General features: G+C 68.1%; 15 protein-coding genes and 2 tRNA genes. 5 read left to right on the plus strand and 12 right to left on the minus strand.

Going from position 1 to position 16,297, the window contains the following annotated elements; genetic code table 11:
* Positions 1-13 precede the first annotated feature (13 nt).
* Entirely contained in the window at positions 14-538 is a 525-nt protein-coding gene (locus tag H5399_RS10090; protein ID WP_182782906.1) for a DUF3145 domain-containing protein, read from the minus strand.
* Positions 539-672: 134 nt separating this feature from the next.
* Between H5399_RS10090 and H5399_RS10095 the strand changes: the two genes are divergently transcribed.
* Positions 673-2,508 carry a S9 family peptidase gene (locus H5399_RS10095; RefSeq protein WP_182782907.1) on the plus strand — a complete coding sequence of 612 codons (1,836 nt, stop codon included), beginning with the start codon at positions 673-675 and terminating at the stop codon, positions 2,506-2,508.
* Here H5399_RS10095 and H5399_RS10100 read toward each other — a convergent pair.
* Genes H5399_RS10100 through H5399_RS10120 form a run of 5 tightly spaced genes read right to left on the minus strand, consistent with a single transcriptional unit; the run spans position 2,502 to position 7,251 of the window.
* A complete protein-coding gene (locus H5399_RS10100; RefSeq protein WP_182782908.1) occupies positions 2,502-3,188 on the minus strand; it encodes a YggS family pyridoxal phosphate-dependent enzyme in 687 nt (228 codons plus the stop codon). The genes H5399_RS10095 and H5399_RS10100 overlap by 7 nt on opposite strands.
* Entirely contained in the window at positions 3,185-4,141 is a 957-nt protein-coding gene (locus H5399_RS10105) for a VWA domain-containing protein (protein WP_182782909.1), read from the minus strand. The genes H5399_RS10100 and H5399_RS10105 overlap by 4 nt, the downstream gene beginning before the upstream one ends.
* Positions 4,138-5,097: a VWA domain-containing protein gene (locus tag H5399_RS10110; RefSeq protein ID WP_182782910.1), complete on the minus strand. Its 960-nt coding sequence runs from the start codon at positions 5,095-5,097 to the stop codon at positions 4,138-4,140. Before H5399_RS10110 ends, H5399_RS10105 begins: the two co-directional genes overlap by 4 nt.
* Positions 5,098-6,177, minus strand: a complete 1,080-nt coding sequence (locus tag H5399_RS10115; RefSeq protein WP_182782911.1) for a DUF58 domain-containing protein — start codon at positions 6,175-6,177, stop codon at positions 5,098-5,100.
* 9 nt (positions 6,178-6,186) lie between these two features.
* Complete coding sequence (locus tag H5399_RS10120) at positions 6,187-7,251, minus strand: MoxR family ATPase (protein ID WP_182782912.1); 1,065 nt, start codon at positions 7,249-7,251, stop codon at positions 6,187-6,189.
* Positions 7,252-7,378: 127 nt separating this feature from the next.
* Between H5399_RS10120 and H5399_RS10125 the strand changes: the two genes are divergently transcribed.
* Positions 7,379-8,257, plus strand: a complete 879-nt coding sequence (locus tag H5399_RS10125) for a hypothetical protein (RefSeq protein WP_182782913.1) — start codon at positions 7,379-7,381, stop codon at positions 8,255-8,257.
* 39 nt (positions 8,258-8,296) lie between these two features.
* Positions 8,297-8,370: transfer RNA gene (locus H5399_RS10130), tRNA-Ile, on the plus strand.
* A gap of 22 nt (positions 8,371-8,392) precedes the next feature.
* Here the strand turns inward: H5399_RS10130 and otsB are convergent.
* A complete protein-coding gene (gene otsB, locus H5399_RS10135; protein WP_182782914.1) occupies positions 8,393-9,220 on the minus strand; it encodes a trehalose-phosphatase in 828 nt (275 codons plus the stop codon).
* Between the two features lie 68 nt (positions 9,221-9,288).
* Here otsB and H5399_RS10140 point away from each other — a divergent pair, with 68 nt between their 5' ends.
* Positions 9,289-10,683 (plus strand): trehalose-6-phosphate synthase, encoded by a 1,395-nt coding sequence (locus H5399_RS10140; protein WP_182782915.1) that lies wholly within the window; start codon positions 9,289-9,291, stop codon positions 10,681-10,683.
* A gap of 99 nt (positions 10,684-10,782) precedes the next feature.
* On the opposite strand, the gene H5399_RS10145 is transcribed toward H5399_RS10140, so the two are convergent.
* Positions 10,783-10,858: transfer RNA gene (locus H5399_RS10145), tRNA-Asn, on the minus strand.
* Between the two features lie 83 nt (positions 10,859-10,941).
* Entirely contained in the window at positions 10,942-11,433 is a 492-nt protein-coding gene (locus tag H5399_RS10150) for a hypothetical protein (RefSeq protein WP_182782916.1), read from the minus strand.
* A gap of 105 nt (positions 11,434-11,538) precedes the next feature.
* On the opposite strand from H5399_RS10150, the gene H5399_RS10155 reads away from it, so the two are divergent.
* Positions 11,539-12,438, plus strand: a complete 900-nt coding sequence (locus tag H5399_RS10155) for a sigma-70 family RNA polymerase sigma factor (protein WP_182782917.1) — start codon at positions 11,539-11,541, stop codon at positions 12,436-12,438.
* On the opposite strand, the gene H5399_RS10160 is transcribed toward H5399_RS10155, so the two are convergent.
* The 3 genes from H5399_RS10160 to dnaG form a co-directional block, all read right to left on the minus strand.
* On the minus strand, positions 12,344-13,969 hold the full coding sequence (locus H5399_RS10160) for a cation acetate symporter (protein WP_220490941.1): 1,626 nt from the start codon (positions 13,967-13,969) through the stop codon (positions 12,344-12,346). The two genes, H5399_RS10155 and H5399_RS10160, sit on opposite strands and share 95 nt — an antisense overlap.
* A complete protein-coding gene (locus tag H5399_RS10165) occupies positions 13,966-14,328 on the minus strand; it encodes a DUF485 domain-containing protein (RefSeq protein ID WP_182782918.1) in 363 nt (120 codons plus the stop codon). The genes H5399_RS10160 and H5399_RS10165 overlap by 4 nt, the downstream gene beginning before the upstream one ends.
* A 116-nt stretch (positions 14,329-14,444) precedes the next feature.
* The gene (dnaG, locus tag H5399_RS10170; protein WP_182782919.1) at positions 14,445-16,277 is read right to left on the minus strand and encodes a DNA primase; all 1,833 of its coding nucleotides are present in this window, start codon (positions 16,275-16,277) and stop codon (positions 14,445-14,447) included.
* Positions 16,278-16,297: the final 20 nt, after the last annotated feature.

Here is a 16,297-nt window from a genome sequence, read left to right on the forward strand (position 1 = left end):
TCCTGGGCGGTGGCTATACCACCTGGTGGAGCCACCGCACGGGAGCGTCCTCGCCGGCGTGCCGGAACACGTCGAGTTCCTCGTCCCACGGGACGCCCAGCAGTGATTCGAGTGCCTTGAGCAAGGGCTCGCCCCCGAGTGCCTCCGTGGCCACGGCGTGCCGGAGACGATCCTCCGGCACCAGGATGTCCCCGTGTACGCCCACCACGGCACTGAAGGCGCCCAGGGTGGGCGTGAAGCAGTATCGCTGACCGTCGCTGCCGGGCGTGGGTTCCTCCGTCACCTCGAACCTGATCCGGGTGAGCCGGCTCAATGCGCTGGCGAGAGCCGCTCCGGTGCCGACTGGACCTGTCCAGGACAGCTCCGCACGGCGGCTTCCCGGCTCGGCTGGCTGCTCCGACCACTCGAGGTCCATGCGAGTGCCCAGGACGGCACCTCCGGCCCACTCGACATGCGGGCACAGCGCAGCCAACGCGGAGTGGATGAACACCATCCCCCGCGCGACGGGCTGACTGATCGTGTCGAAACGAGCAGACATGGTCGGTACCTCCTGGTTGGGCCGGATTGCCTTCCCCTGCGATCAGGCCCGCCCAGGTGTGGGCCTATTGTGCCCACGAATGGAGGCTGCGCGCAACGCCCGGTTGCTGCGGGGGGCATGGTAGACAAGGCCCCATGCGTGATCCCATGCCGCTTGAGGCCGTGCTGAATGTCCCCGACGCCATCTCGCAGGTGCAGGCCACCGCCGCAGGCATCTACTGGCTGGCGACCATCGCCGCCGAGGACGGCCGGGTGACGGTGCGTCGCTGGGCGGCGGGCGTCGTCACGGACCTCACACCTGACTCCGTGGTCCGTTCACGGGTGATGGAGTACGGCGGAGGAGCGTACGCGGCCGACGGCGCCGCACTGGTGTACTGCGACGACCGCACCGGGCAGATCTGGTTCGACGACGGGGACGGCCGCCGCCCGCTGACGGAGCAGGGCACCGCATTCGTCTACGGGGGCCTCCACCTGAGCCTCGCGGACGGCGTCGCCGTAGCGGTGCGTGAGGACCACTCGGCCTCACCCGAGCCCCGCACCGAGATCGTCGCACTCCCCCTCTCCTCAATCGACCCCGACGGTGGCAGGGTGCTCGCGACGGGGGCAGACTTCTACGCCGGGCCGGTTCTTCGCTCGGGGCTGCTGGCGTGGTATCAGTGGAACCATCCCGACATGAGCTGGGACACCTCTGAGGTGTGGTCGGCTCCTCTGACGCAGACCGCAGCCGCCGCCCCGGTCGCCGGCCGCGCGGGGGTCTCGACGCAGCACCCCCTGTGGCTGGACGACGGGGTGCTGGCCGTCAGTGAGGACACGTCCGGGTTCTGGAACTGGCGGGTGGTGGGCGGACCCGCATGGCGCGTGGCCCACGACTGCGATGGTCCCACCTGGGTGCTCACTCCCCCGCCGGCAGCCGTCGTGGAGGATCGGGTCGTCGCCTCGGTAGTGTTCCGCGAGGGCCGCGGCGAGCTGGCCCTGTGGGACAGCGTCACCGGAGAAGTCAGCCACCCGCTTCCGGGCACGGCCGCCATCGAGTCAGTGGCCTCCCAGGACGGGACGCTCTACGTGGTGGCCCAGTGGACGGATCGCCCTGCGACCCTCGTCTCCATCCTGCGCGACGGAACGATCAGCCACGTGGCGGGGGCGGCGAGTCCCGAGCCTGCTGCCGTGTCCCCCATCGCGTTCTGGGCCGACGGCCCCGCGGGGCCGGTGCACTCCTGGCTGTACCTGCCGGAGGCCGAGAGGGCACCGCTGATCGTGTACACCCATGGCGGCCCCACGTCGATGGCCACCTGCGCCTACGACGCGGGCATCGCCTTCTGGGTCTCGCGCGGCTTTGCCGTCGTTGACGTCAACTATTCGGGCTCGACGGGTTTCGGGAGGGTCTACCGCGACAGGCTCCGTGGACGATGGGGAGAGCTCGACGTGGCCGATGCGGAGGCGGTGGTGCTTGCCCTCGTGGAGGCGGGACACGTCGATCCGGATCGCGTGGCCATCACCGGCGGCAGCGCGGGCGGTTTCACCACCTTGAAGTCTCTTGTCTCGACGGACATCTACGCCGCCGGGATCAGCCGCTACGGCATCGGGTACCTCCCAACGCTGGCCACCGACACGCACAAGGCCGAGTCGCGGTACCTCGACGGGCTGGTGGCCCCCTGGCCTGAGGGACGGTCCGTCTACGAGGACCGCTCCCCCATCAACCACCTTGAGAACCTGCGCACCCCCATGCTGATCCTCCAGGGCTCGGAGGACAAGGTGGTGCCACCGACACAGGCGAGGAAGATGGCGGAGGCCGTGCGCTCCGCCGGGCAACCGGTGGCGCTGCTTGTCTTCGACGGTGAGGGCCACGGATTCCGCACCTTGGCTGCGAGGCGCCGGTCCCTGGAGGCCCAGGTCTCGTTCCTCGAACAGATCTTCGGCATGCCCGCGAGCCCGGATGTCCCCCGCCTGGAGATCGAGAACCTGCCTCAGTAGCCGCGCGGACCGAAAACTGCGGTTCCGAGACGCACAGTGGTGGCTCCGTGGGCGATGGCGATGCGGAAGTCGCTGGACATGCCCATGCTCAGCTCGTCCCAGCCTCCCCCCACGGCGTCACGGATGCGGGACTGCGCCTCCACCAGGCTGGAGAAGCAGGCGGCCACGGCCGAGACGTCCGGGCTGTTGACCGCCATCGTCATCAGTCCCCGCGCCTCAAGAGCGTCGAATGCGGCCAGCTCACGCGCGAAGTTCACGGCGTCCTCGGACGCGATGCCGAACTTCGCCTCCTCCTGGGAGGTGTTGACCTGAATCAACACCGGGAGGCGGTGGCCCAGCTGCTCGAGGCGCCGCTGCAGGGCCTCCGCGAGCCGCAGTGAGTCGAGCGAATGCAGTTCGGCGGCGAGTTCCGCCACGGCCCTGGCCTTGTTGGTCTGGACGTGTCCGATCACCGCGAACCCGATTCCCTCACCCGCCAGCTCCGCGTGTTTGGCCGCCAACTCCTGCACCTTGTTCTCCCCGAACAGGCTGTAGCCCACGGCGTGGGCCTCGCGGATCTGATCCGGGCCGTGGTACTTCGACACGGGAAGCAGCCGCACGGCGGCTGGATCTCGGCCGGCGGCGCGGCACGCGTCGTCGATCTCCGCGCGTACCGAGGCAAGCCGCTCCGCGATGCTCATGGCCAGCGCGCCCCCAACGAGATGACGCCCAGGGCCGCGAGGACGGCGAAGATGATCGCCAATCCGGCGTAGCGGTCGGTAACCTCCGCGGGGACCTTCTCGGTGCCCACGGACTGGCGGATGGCCTCGTACACCTCGCGCAGCTGGCTGCTGCTCTCAGCCGCGTACTTCTTTCCGCCTGAGAGCCTCGCGATCTCGGAGAGCTCGTAGTGGTCCACCGCCACCCGTTGGCGTTGGCCATCCTGCTCGACGAAGCCGTTGTCAGTGCCGTACGCGATGGTGTGGACGGGCACCCCGGCCTCGCTTGCCGCCGCCGCGGCGCCCGAGGAGGAGCGGCCGATGTTGGTGGCACCATCTGAGAGGAGCACGATCGCAGCGGGCGCAACCGCCTCTGGATCATCGGGGTCCGGGGGCACCAGCTTCAGCGCATCGAGGCTCGCGTACACCCCCTCACCGACGGCGGTGGAGGGGGCCAGCTCCACAGCGTCGATGGCTCGGTCGATCACGCCGCGGTCGATCGTGGGCGGCACCGCGACATTCGGGGTGCCGGCGAAGGTCACAAGTGCCACATTGAACCGCTCTGGCAGGGAGCCGATGAACGCCTTGGCCCCAGCCTGAGCGGCGGCAAGTCTGTTGGGATCGACGTCCTCGGCTTCCATGGACCACGACACGTCAAGGGCGACCACCACGGTGGCGCGGTCCCGCGGCTTGTCCACATAATCCTTCGGGACCGCCCAGGCGATGATGAGCGCTCCCAGGCTGAGGAGGGCGAGAAGCACGGCCCCGTGGCGCTTCCAGGCGGCGTCCTTGGGCACGACCAGACGCAGCCGGCTGCTCATGGGGCGGTGGGTGGTCCGCCCCGACAGCACGACATAGAGCACCGCGATCAGGGGGATCACCAGGAGCGCCCACAGGCGCTGCGGCAGCATGAACTCGAGCGCCAGGGGAATCATCGTGGCCACCGTGCCGCCATCATGACCGCGCCGAGTGCAGCCACGACGGCGAACCCCAGCGCGAAGAACGCATACTGGGCCGTGATCGGCTTCTTCACGTCCTCAAACCCCACCACCGAGCCGATGTCACGGTAGGCCTCCACCAGCGACGCGGCGTCGTCTGCGTCCACGGCCCGCCCTCCCGTCGCGTCAGCGATCGCCTTCAGGGCAGCCGTGTCGGGTGCCACGTTCTCTCGCTGCCCGTCCAGGTCCACAAACCCATTCTGCGTGCCGTAGGCAATGGTGAAGATGGGGACTCCCCGTTCCTGCGCCTCGGCGGTGGGTCCTTCGGCCGGGGGCCCTTCGGTGTTGGTGCCATCCGAGAGCAGCACGATCATGGCGGGAGCGGGCTCGTCCTCGGCGTCGCCCGGGGGCGCCTGATCGACGGCGCGGAGCGCGGAGGTGATCGACTCCCCGATCGCGGTTCCATCCGCGAGCTCCAACGAGTTGATCGCACGCTCGGTGACGCCCCGGTCCGTGGTGGGCGGCACGACGATGGAGGGGTTGGCGTCCATCGCGACGACGGCCACGTTGTAGGCGTCCGGGATCTCCTGGATGAAGCTGACGGCCGCCTCCTTCGCGGCGGTGAGCCTGTCCGGCGGCACGTCCTCAGCAGACATCGATAAGGACGTGTCGATGACCATCACCACGGTGGCGCGCTCGCGGGGCTGGCGCTCGGTGCCCAACGGGTTGGCGTAGGCAAGCCCGAGGGCCACCAGCGAGGCCAGCGACATTGCGACTGCCAGGTGCCGTGTCCACCGGCGCTGATGCCCGACGACCCTGGCAAGGACACCGGTGTTGGTGAACCGCAGGGCGATCCGGCCCTTGAGGCGGAGCAGGATGAGGTACACGACGATGAGCACCGGCAGCAGGGCCAGCGTCCACAACCGCTCGGGGTTCTGGAAGTCCGGGATCACCTACTTGCTCACCCCCTGGGGTGGCTGATGCAGCATGCCTGCCACCCGGCGGTAGTTGAGCACGAAGCGGGCGATGTCGGCCACCCAGTCGCGATCGGTCCGCAGCTGGATGTGGCCGGCTCCGGCGCGGCGCAGCGACACCTTGATGCGCTCACGCTGCGCCTTTGTCGCGGCGTCCATTCGCCGCCTGGCCGCGTCGTCGGAGGTATTGACGTAGCGGGAGAACGAGGTCTCGGGGTCGTGGATGAGCATCTCGCCCACGTCCGGGAACTCCATCTCGTGCCTGTCGATCACCTCGACGCACAGCACCTGGTTGCGCACCGCGAGACGCCGCACGGCCCGCTCCCACGGCGGCGGCACGGCCGGGTCTAGCTCGGCGTCTCCGGGGGTGAGGAAGTCGGAGACGATCACCCTCATACCGCGGCGGCGCTGCGACCGGGTCATCTGCTCGATGCCGTCGGCCAGCTCAAGCTGTCCGGGTGCATGGTCCGGCACAATCGGCTCGGTCAACATCTTGCGCAGGAGCCCGTAGAGCGCGGTGCGGCCGGAGCGGGCGGGCAGCCGCTTGACCCGGTCCGGGAGCATCATCATGCCGCCGAACCTGTCCCCCATCCGCTGGCTGAGGAAGCCGATGGTGGCGATGGCCGCGATCCCGAGGTCCCGTTTGGTGACCCCCTCGGTGCCCCAGTTCATCGACGGCGTCACGTCGAGGAGCGCCCACACCTCGAGCTCACGGTCCGCCATCGTGTCGCGGACGTGCGGGACGGTGGTGCGTGCGGTCACGGCCCAGTCCATCTTGCGGACGTCGTCCTGACCCGGCTGGTAGACACGCGCATCGTTGGTGTCCGACCCGGCGCCCGGCAGGAGCCCAAGGTGGTCGCCGTGCAGGAACCCCTCCAACCGGCGCACGATCGTCAGCTCGAGTCTGCGCAGCGCAGCCTCCGGGGCGAGCTTGCTCAACGGGATGGTCGGGCCTGCCGGTGGCCTGAGGACGGACCACTCCGCGCCGGTCTTGTCCGGAGGCGGCAGCGGAGGACCCTGCGGGGGTGGGCCGGTGAACGAGAAGCCGGGTTGGGCCATGGGCCCTCCCTAGCTGCGTCCGGGCTGGTGCGCGTGCTGCTCGTGCGCCACCTGCCGTTGCTGCTCGCTCCACACGGGCGTGGGTGCGGGAACCATCGCCAGGATCCGGTCGACAACATCCGCTGTGCTGATGTTGTCGGCGACCGCGTCGAAGCCGAGGACGATGCGGTGGGCCATCACGTCCTTGGCGACGGCCTGGACATCGGTGGGAAGCACATAGTCGCGGCCGTTGATGAGCGCCAGGGCGCGGGCGGCCGCGACCAGGCCCAGCGTGGCACGCGGCGAGCAGCCGATCTGGATGACGCCGGTGAGGTCCGGCATGCCGAACTCGGCCGGGGTGCGGGAGGCGAGGACGAGACGGACGATGTACTCGGCCACCAGATTGTGGACGAAGACGTTGGACGCCATGTCCTGGAGATGGCGGACGAGGCTCGGATCCAACACACGCGACGCCTCAGGCGGGCTGACGCTCATCCGTCGGAGGATCTCCAGTTCCTCGTTGCCGCGCGGGTAGGGCACGTCCACCTTCAGGAGGAAGCGGTCCCGCTGCGCCTCGGGCAGGGGGTAGACGCCTTCGGACTCGATGGGGTTCTGGGTGGCGATCACGATGAAGGGCTTGGGCGCCGGATACGTCTTTCCGCCGATCGAGACCTGCTTCTCGGCCATCAGCTCGAGCATGGCCGACTGGACCTTCGCGGGTGCGCGGTTGATCTCATCGGCGAGCACGAAATTGACGAACACGGGACCGAGCTCGATCTCGAAATTCTCGGACTTGGCGGAGTAGATCCGGGTGCCGACGATGTCCGAGGGCACCAGGTCCGGGGTGAACTGAACTCGGGCGAAGTCTCCGCCCACGACCGTGGCGAACGACCGCACCGCCAGTGTCTTCGCCACACCGGGCACACCCTCGAGCAGGCAGTGCCCCTTGGCAAGAAGGGCCACCATCAGCTGCTGGACCATGTGTTCCTGGCCGACGATGACGCGCTGCACCTGGCTGACCGCCTGACCCAGCAGGCGCGCGGCGTCCGCGACATCGCGGGGCAGCTGCGTGTGTTGCGTCGGCGTAGTGCTCACGCGGTGACTCCTTCTGGCTCGGGTGACCCGCGCTCAACGATAGCGCCCCCGTCACAGCACCCACATGGCTTCACGGAGGCGCATCGGGTGGCGCAGCGTTCTTGCGCACCGTGGTTTGATGGTACCGATGAGCACGCACGACGATCCCGCCGCGCCGGCCCCGAAGGCCGGCCATCATCCGTTGCGGGACGACGATCCCGCCCGGGTCGGCGATTTCTGGCTCGATTCGCGCCTCACTGCGACGCCGGCAGGCACGGCCTTCGCCGCTCACGAGGACGGCGGCGACTCGGTGCTGCTGATTCTGCTGTCTGCGGGCGCCGCTACGGATGCTGCCGCTCGCGCACGCTTCTCCGGCGAGGTCAACGCCATGCACATCGACACCGTGGTGGCGCGAGGCGGAGAGGGGCAGCATGAGGGGCGCATGTCCGTCCGGTTCCGGGAAGAGGGCGGCGACCCTCAGCTTTCGCAGCACCCCCCGCTGGCCCCGTGGGTCGCGCTCGCCTTCGACGGCTCGTTGGCGGCGGTCCACGAGGCAGACCGCGTGCTGCGCGCCGTCGATCTGTCCCGCATCCCGCCGCTCAGCGAGCCGGCGGGGCCGGACTACCGGCTTCATTGGATCAGCCGGACCGAGCGGGGCGCCACCCGCATGTGGCCACTCCCCTGGCCCGGCCGTACCGATCGCGCGGGGTGGATCACGGTGCTGGTGTCATTCCTGCTCATGGCGCTCCTGACGGCGCTGGCGCTGCTGCTGGCCATCCTGCTGTTCCAGAATCAGCCGCCGGTCAACGCGCCTCAGCCCATCCCGTCGATGGGTGAGGGCAGCGGAGGTTCAGGATCGGGCTCAGGCAGCCCTCAGTCCGCCTCGCCGTCCCAGGGCGATGGCAGTGGGAGCCCGTCGGGCAGCCCGGGGAACGACCCGGGGCCCTACACGCAGAGCCCGTCGATGAATCAGCCCAGCGGCAACGAGTCAGGGCCGGGCGACCCGTCGCCGAACCCTCGTCTCTGAACCTCGCCTCGGGCACGCGATATGCTGGCGGGCGACCCAGGGGCGATAGCACAGCCGGTTAGTGCAGCGGACTCATAATCCGCGGGTCGCGGGTTCGAGCCCCGCTCGCCCCACGTTCGGATCAGGCCAAGCTGATCAGGGTAGGTGCCGCGACAACGCGGCCAGCCAGGCCGCGACTCCTGCGGGACCGTCCGCCAGCACGTCGGCATGGTCGATCAACGCGGGGAGTTCGTGGGATCCGCTCACGACGATGCAGGTGGTCACAACGTCATCGCGCAACTCCCGCAGCAGATCGAAGGCAGGGAGGTCACCAAGGTCGTCGCCACACATCGCCACGACGGTGGCTCCGGTCTCCTCGATGAGTGCGCGTAGCGCATCGCCCTTGGTCATCGAGGACGAGCGCAACTCAAGGACGTGCTTGCCCGGCTCGAGGGTCAGTCCGTTGGCCTCTGCGATCTCCGCGGCGACGGGCTTCAGCGTCGCGAAGGCGGCCGTGGGGTCCGGGCAACGACGCACGTGGATCCCGATCGCCTGCCCCTTGTCCTCGAGGTGCACGCCTGGCAGTCCGAGATCCGCCAGCGCCCGTTCGATCTGCACCGTGGCCACGGCGACGCTCTGGGGCGTTTCGGGCGGGGTCTCGACGCCTGTACGCGCATCCCACCGTTCTGCCCCGTACTGCCCCATCACGATGACCCCGCCCAGGCCGGCGCGTCGCTCAAGCTGTCCGAGTTGGCGGACCTTCGCCACGGGACGCCCGGTGATGATGGCCACCTGCCCGACCTTCGGCCCCAGGCCGGCCAGCGCATCCGCGGCCTCGGGATGCATCGCCGAGGTTTCAGGGTCGTCGACGATGGGCGCAAGAGTGCCGTCGAAGTCCAGGGCCACAAGGACCGAGTCGGGGGCTGCTGTTGCGGCGGCCAGGAAGTCGTGGGCGGCTGGGGTTCGTGCATGCCAGGTCGTCATGGACCCACTCTGCCACGCAGCGATGCCCTGTCGGGCTCGGTAGGGTGGGGGCGAGTTGAGGAGGAACCATGATGGAACGTGCCAGCTTTGTCGTCGTCGCGAACAGGCTTCCGGTGGACCGGGTGACAGGAGACGACGGGTCAGTCGACTGGCGCAGCTCGCCAGGCGGTCTGGTCACCGCCCTCGAACCGGTGATGCGCCAACAGGGTGGCGCGTGGGTGGGGTGGCATGGCGCGGCGGACGAAACCGTTCAACCCTTCGCCCACGACGGCTACGACATCGTGCCGGTGCCGCTGAGCGCCGAGGAGCACGAGGAGTACTACGAGGGATTCTCCAACGCCACGCTGTGGCCGCTCTACCACGACACGGTGGCCTTTCCCGAGTTTCACCGGGAGTGGTGGGACGCCTACGTGACGGTCAACAAGCGCTTCGCGGAGGCGGCTGCAGAGGCTGCGGCCGAAGGAGCGACGGTGTGGGTCCAGGACTACCAGCTCCAACTTGTCCCGCAACTGCTCCGTGCGTTGAGGCCAGACCTGAGGATTGGCTTTTTCCTGCATATCCCCTTCCCGCCCGGGGAGATCTTCTCCCAGCTGCCGTGGCGCAAGGAGATTCTTGAGGGGCTGCTCGGGGCGGATCTGATCGGTTTCCAGGTGCCCGGGGGCGCCGCCAACTTCCTTCGGCTGGTGCGCCGGCTCACCACACACAAGGTTGAGCGTGACACGGTCCGCGTGACGTCGGGCCATCGCTGTGCAGCCCGCGCCTATCCGATCTCGATCGACGCCCAGGGCTTCGCAGACCTGGCCGCTTCCCCGGAAGTGATCGCGGAGGCCGAGTCGCTGCTCGACGAGTTGGGGCATCCCAAGCTGGTCTTCCTGGGCGTGGACCGGTTGGACTACACCAAGGGGCTCCGGCAGAGGGTCCGCGCGATGGGTGAGCTGTTCGCGGAAGGCAAGCTGGATCCGTCGGATGTCGTCTTCGTCCAGGTGGCCACACCGTCGCGTGAACGCGTCGAGGAGTACAAGCGCCTGCGAGACGACATCGACCAACTGGTGGGCCGGATCAACTCGGAGGTGGGAGGGGTCGGGCGCCCCGCAATCGTGTACAGGCACGCCGGCTACCCTCGGGCGACCATGGCGGCCATGTACAGGATCGCTGACGTGATGGTGGTCACGCCGCTTCGGGACGGGATGAACCTGGTGGCGAAGGAGTACGTGGCCTGCCACCCCAACACCAGCGGCGCGCTGGTGCTGAGCGAGTTCGCGGGCGCCGCACTGGAACTGAAGCAGGCCTATCTCGTCAACCCCTACGACCTCAACGGGATGAAGTCCGCGCTGATGCAGGCGGCCACGGACACGGTGCGTGCCCGCCAGCGGCGGATGCGCGCCCTGAAGAAGCAGGTGGAGACTCACACGATCGACGATTGGGCCCAAGCATTCCTCGGGGACCTGGCTGAGCTCAGCTGAGCACCCTTCCTGGCCCACGGACGTTGCCCGGATGTCGCACTCCTATCGACGAAGAAGCCGCCCTGACTAGTGTTTAACCTAGTCAGAGCGGCTTTCGCATGGCTCCCCGGACTGGACTCGAACCAGTAACCCTTCGATTAACAGTCGAATGCTCTGCCAATTGAGCTACCAGGGAACGGTGGTTTCCCACGCGCCTGAAGTACGTTAGCAGATCGATCCAGGTGGTGCGAATCGGCCTCGCGCCGCTCGCCGCTCGCCTCAGAAGTACTCGGTGGCAAGGCGGTCTGTCTCCGCGACCACGGCCGCCCGCGTGGCGGGATCCTCCAGGTCCGCACCACCGGCGGGCACGGCGTACCAGTGGAGCTTGGGATTCTCTCCCAGGCTCCTGCGCCCCACGATCTGCACCTGGCCCCTGGTCCCGTCCACCACGCTCTGCACGACGGTGGAGGCCTGCACGCGCTCCTGGAACAGCTCAGGCAGCCTGCCCGGATCGGTGAGCTGCGCTTCGAACCTCTCACCTTCGACGGTGCGCCAGCGGAACATGTCGGCCTCCCCGATCCAGGAGCCGCTGCCGACCTCCTCCCAGCCCCACACCCGCCACGTGTCACCGACGCGTCGGGCAAGGTGGGCCCGTGTGCCAAGCAGCACCACCCCCTCCCCCATCCCATGGGCCAGCACGTCGGCACGGTGCCCGAGGGCCTCGTTGAGCCCCTCGAGGATGACAGGGTCGAGACGGTTGAACAGTTCCATGACCCCATTGTGCTCCGTGTGGATAAGAAGTGTTGTCCGTATGAAGTTGTCCACAACGCAGATCAGGGGCCGCAGTCGGGAGCCCCAGGGAGCGAGGCTGTGGCCATGGATTTCAACGCACTGCAACTCCCCGATGCATGGTTCGGCCCCGGGCAGGACCTGGCCTGCGCACGCGCGGTGGAGGCGGGGCTCTATGCCGCGCACCTTCTTGAGCTGCACGGACCAGACGCCGAACTCTGCCAGATCGTCGGCCTGGGGAGGGAGGCCATGCAGCAGTTCTGGGCCGTCGGCCTGAAGATCTCCATGCAGCAGGCCAGGCGCATCGCCGCGACCCACGACCTTCCGCCCGAGGACCTGTTCCAGGACGGGTGCGTCGCCGTTGCCGAGGCGATTCAGCGCTACGACTACACGCGCACCGTGCGCTTCACCACCTACGTCTTCGAGTTCGTGGTGAGGGCACTGTCCGAAGGGGCCCGGCACCGGATCGGGCGCCCCGCCGCCAGCCGCGCGGACCGCCGGGCCGCTCGGCTCGCGGGAGTGGAGCGGGACACCCAGGCATCCATCGGCAACAGCATCGGCATGACGGCGGCCGCCGAGGCTGCAGGCGTCTCGCTCACGGCCGCGCATCGCGCGATGGTGAAAATGGTGAGCCTCGACGACGTCATGGCGGCGGACCCCGCCACCGAGGCCAGCTTCGCCAGGGTTGAGTCGGTGGGTTTGGACTTCCTCGGACTTCTCGGTCGGCGACATCGTCGGGTGCTGGAGCTCCGGTTCGGCGTTGTCGGTGAGGCGCTCACCCTGGCGGACACGGCCCGCAGGCTGGGCGCCTCACAATCAACAGTCCACCGCTGGGAGCATGAGGCCATCGAGCAGGCGCGCGCCCTCCTCGACGGGGATCGCACCACCGGCCTCAGTGAGAGATCGCCTCACCAGCCCCGGCGCCGGTCATCGAGCGCACCTCCATCTCGATCGCGAACTCCTCGTCGCCTCGCTGCTTCGACGTGACCGTCCCGAGCCACCCTGCAAGGAAGGCCATCGGGACGCTGACCAGCGCCGGGTTGTCCAGCGGGAACCAGGAGAAGTCCACGCTCTCGCCGAACATGGAGGTGGGTGAGCCGGAGATGGCGGGCGAGAAGACGATCAGCAGCACGGCCGAGATCAGGCCGGTGTAGATCGACCACACGGACCCGCGGGTGTTGAACCTCTTCCAGTACAGCGTGTAGAGGATCGACGGGAGGTTGGCCGAGGCAGCCACCGCGAACGCCAGCGAGATGAGGAACGCGATGTTCTGCCCGTTGGCGACGATGCCTCCGAGGATGGCCAGCACCCCCACCACAACGGAGGTGTAGCGCGCCACCCGGACCTCCTGCGCCGGGTCCGCCTTGCCGTCCTTGAGGATCGAGTTGTAGACGTCGTGGGCGAACGACGCCGAGGCCGTGATCGTGAGCCCGGCCACCACCGCGAGGATGGTGGCGAAGGCGATGCCGGAGATGACGCCCATGAAGATCTCTCCGCCCAGGGTCAGCGCCAGTAGCGGCGCCGCGGAGTTGGCGCCACCTGGGGCCGCAACGATGGCTTGCTGTCCCACGAGCTTGGCCGCGCCTAGGCCGAGAACGAGCGTGAACAGGAAGAACACGCCCACGAGGATGATGGCCCACACGGCGGACTTGCGGGCCTCCTTCGCGGTGGGGACCGTGTAGAAGCGCATCAGCACGTGTGGGAGCCCCGACGGCCCGGCGATGAGGGCGATCGACAGCGACAGGAAGGAGAGCTTCGTCCATTCAGTGGCGCCGTAGCGCGCCATGGGTTGCAGAAGGTCGATCCCATTGCCCGTGGTGGCGTCCAGCGCCGCCTGTTGAGCACCGAGCGCCAGGGCATCAAGGTTGAAGCCCTCTCCCATCAGCACCAGGAACGTCATCACCGCGGCGCCGCTGACCAGCAGCACGGCCTTGATCATCTGGACCCAGGTGGTGCCCTTCATGCCGCCGATGAGGACGTAGACGATCATGAGCAGGCCCACGAGCGCGATCACGACGCCCTGCATGTTCTTGTCAGACACACCCAGCAGCAGCGCGACGAGGCCACCGGCGCCAGCCATCTGCGCGAGCAGGTAGACGAACGAGATCACAAGGGTGGACGTCGCGGCCGCGGTGCGCACCGGCTTCTGGTTCATCCGGAAGCTGAGCACATCTGCCATCGTGTACTTGCCGGTGTTGCGCATCGGCTCCGCGACCAGATACAGCGCGAGCAGCAGAGCGACGAAGAAGCCCACCGAGTACAGGAGTCCGTCGTAGCCATAGATGGCGATCGCGCCTGTGACGCCCAGGAATGCGGCGGCAGACAGGTAGTCACCAGTGATGGCCAGCCCGTTCTGGCGCCCGGAGAACTGAGCCCCGCCGGTGTAGAAGTCCGACGCCTTGGTCTTCTGGCGGCTTACGACGATGACCACCGCGAGTGTTGCGGCGACGAAGATGGCGAAGACGGCGATGTTGATCAGCGGGTTGCCGTACTGCGCGGTCTCAAGCAGGCTCATCATGCCGCACCCTCATTCACAATGCGCTCCTTGATGCGGGCTGACAGCGGATCCAACCTGCGATTGGCGTAGTTGACGTAGATGGCGGTCCAGACCCACACCACGACGAACTGGAAGAGCCCCAGCATGATGCCGGTGTTGAGACCCCGCATCCCGAGGAACGGCGAGGACATGAAATCGACGGCGTAGATGGACGCGACGACGTAGACGAAGTAGGACGCCACACCTGCGATGGTCATGGGGAATGCGAACCGACGGAAACTGGAACGTAGTTCCAGGTAGTCGGGGCTCGTGGACACCTCGACGTACACGGCTCTGGAATCGACTGGATCCAGCGGATCCACGGTGCGGCCTTGGGACATGATTCTCCTGAAGGTCGATGAGACAACAGTGTCTCGACATGAAGAGACTTTAGGCACACGCGACATGACAATGCAATCCGGGCTTTGTCAGGTACCCCCTGGGGTGTGGCGCCGCTTCAGCCCAAACCAACCGCTTGGAGCGCCTTGCGCCGCATCTCCAACTCCGTCAGGTGGGCGAACTGGGCGCGGTGGCCAGTGGGATCCTTCACCGGGTCGGTGCGCTGGAGTCTTGACTTCAGATCGGCGATCTGGCGGTTCACCCGCGCCAGCCGGAGCCGCGCCGTGTGGGCGAGGGAATACGTCTCGTCGGCCTCCCTGAGGAGCGGCTCGACGATGAGCGCGACGATCAGTTGCCGGACCAGATCAGTGGGCGCCTGGGATCGGAGCCTGTCGATCCAGGCATCGCCGTAGTCCACCGAGGCGAGCAGCCGGAACACAGCCGCATAGCCGGGGTGGGTGAAGTCCTCAGCTTCTACCGCGTTCCACGCCGCATCGAACGTGGTGGGGTGCTGCAGCATCAGCTTCAGCGTGTCGCGCTCGAGGCGCAGCGCCGGGTCGTCCGGGCTCGGCCATTCCGGATCCGGAGCGCGCCTCTCGGGGGACTCTGCCGCGACCTGCTCGGCCGGGGCACCCCGATGGCGGACCCTGGACGCCTCCCTGCGCACCTCATCGAGATCCATGCCGAGCACGCCGGCGAGCTCCCGCAGGTACTGGTTGACGAGGGACTGGTCCCGGATCGCGCCGATCAGCTCTGCACCCTCCCGCGCGGCCCCGAGGCGCCCGTCGGCGCGGTCCAGATCGTAGCTCTTGGCGATGTTGGACATCACGAAGCGGTAGAGCGGTATCCGGCGCGCCACCAACTCGCGCACCGCGGCATCGCCCTGCTGCAGCCTCAAGTCGCAGGGGTCCAGACCCGTCGGCTCGACGGCCACGTAGGTCTGGGTGATGAAATTCTGGTCGCCCTTGAACACCTTCAGCGCTGCGGCCTGACCGGCCTTGTCACCGTCGAAGGTGAAGATCACCTCGCCGTGCAACCCGTCCTGCGTGCCCATCAGACGCTGGAGAAGACGCGCATGATCGTCGCCGAAGGCGGTGCCGCACGACGCGACGGCCGTCTCCACGCCAGCCATGTGGGCCGCCATGACGTCGGTGTACCCCTCGACGATGACCGCCTGGGCCTTTCGTCCGATCTCGCGCCGCGCCAGGTCCAGCCCGTAGAGCACGTGCGACTTCTTGTAGACCGGCGACTCCGGGGTGTTGATGTACTTGGCCGGCAGTCGGTCGTCGTCATAGATCCGTCGAGCCCCGAAGCCCAGGACGGCCTGGGCGGAGTCCCGGATCGGCCACAGCACCCTGCCGACGAAGAAGTCCCTCCCCCCCTGCCTGGTCAACCCCGCAGCGTGGAGGACGTCATCCGCGAACCCCTGGGAGTGCAGCGTCTGCCGCAGCGCCCCGCCGTGCCGGGGCGCGTAGCCGATGCGGAACCGCTGCGCCACGGCGCGGTCGAACCCTCTGCCGTGGAGGAAGTGCCGTGCCTCGATCGCCTCGGCGGACTCGAGTTGGGCGGCGTAGAACTCCTGCGCGGCCTCGTTGGCCTCAAGGATCCGCTTCCTCAGCCCTGGAACCTGCCCCGGGCCGCCGTCGTCCTCGATCCTCAGCACGATCCCCGCCCGGTCCGCGAGCACCTGGATGGCCTCCGTGAAGGAGAGGTTCTGCTGCTTCTGCAGAAACGTGATCACGTCCCCACCCTCACCGCAGCCGAAGCAGTAGTAGAAGCCGCGTGACGGGGTCACTGTGAAGGAGGGCGTCTTCTCGTCATGGAAGGGACACAGCCCCTTCAGCGATCCCCCGCCTGCGTTACGGAGGGCCACGTAGCCGCCCACCACGTCGTCGATCCGGCTGCGCTCACGGACGGCCGCGATGTCCTCGTCATTGATCCGGCCCGCCACGGGGCCACTGTACCCGCTGC

Source organism: Tessaracoccus sp. MC1627 (genome assembly GCF_014164725.1).
In the GTDB taxonomy this organism is placed as follows: domain Bacteria; phylum Actinomycetota; class Actinomycetes; order Propionibacteriales; family Propionibacteriaceae; genus Arachnia.

Excerpts from the sequence above, each read along its gene's own strand:
- H5399_RS10090 (WP_182782906.1), bottom strand. The coding sequence starts at position 538 with ATGTCTGCTCGTTTCGACACGATCAGTCAGCCCGTCGCGCGGGGGATG.
- H5399_RS10095 (WP_182782907.1), top strand. The coding sequence starts at position 673 with ATGCGTGATCCCATGCCGCTTGAGGCCGTGCTGAATGTCCCCGACGCC.
- H5399_RS10150 (WP_182782916.1), bottom strand. The coding sequence starts at position 11,433 with ATGGAACTGTTCAACCGTCTCGACCCTGTCATCCTCGAGGGGCTCAAC.
- H5399_RS10160 (WP_220490941.1), bottom strand. The coding sequence starts at position 13,969 with ATGATGAGCCTGCTTGAGACCGCGCAGTACGGCAACCCGCTGATCAAC.
- H5399_RS10115 (WP_182782911.1), bottom strand. The coding sequence starts at position 6,177 with ATGGCCCAACCCGGCTTCTCGTTCACCGGCCCACCCCCGCAGGGTCCT.
- otsB (WP_182782914.1), bottom strand. The coding sequence starts at position 9,220 with ATGACGACCTGGCATGCACGAACCCCAGCCGCCCACGACTTCCTGGCC.
- H5399_RS10100 (WP_182782908.1), bottom strand. The coding sequence starts at position 3,188 with ATGAGCATCGCGGAGCGGCTTGCCTCGGTACGCGCGGAGATCGACGAC.
- H5399_RS10165 (WP_182782918.1), bottom strand. The coding sequence starts at position 14,328 with ATGTCCCAAGGCCGCACCGTGGATCCGCTGGATCCAGTCGATTCCAGA.
- H5399_RS10105 (WP_182782909.1), bottom strand. The coding sequence starts at position 4,141 with ATGATTCCCCTGGCGCTCGAGTTCATGCTGCCGCAGCGCCTGTGGGCG.
- H5399_RS10140 (WP_182782915.1), top strand. The coding sequence starts at position 9,289 with ATGATGGAACGTGCCAGCTTTGTCGTCGTCGCGAACAGGCTTCCGGTG.
- H5399_RS10125 (WP_182782913.1), top strand. The coding sequence starts at position 7,379 with ATGAGCACGCACGACGATCCCGCCGCGCCGGCCCCGAAGGCCGGCCAT.
- H5399_RS10155 (WP_182782917.1), top strand. The coding sequence starts at position 11,539 with ATGGATTTCAACGCACTGCAACTCCCCGATGCATGGTTCGGCCCCGGG.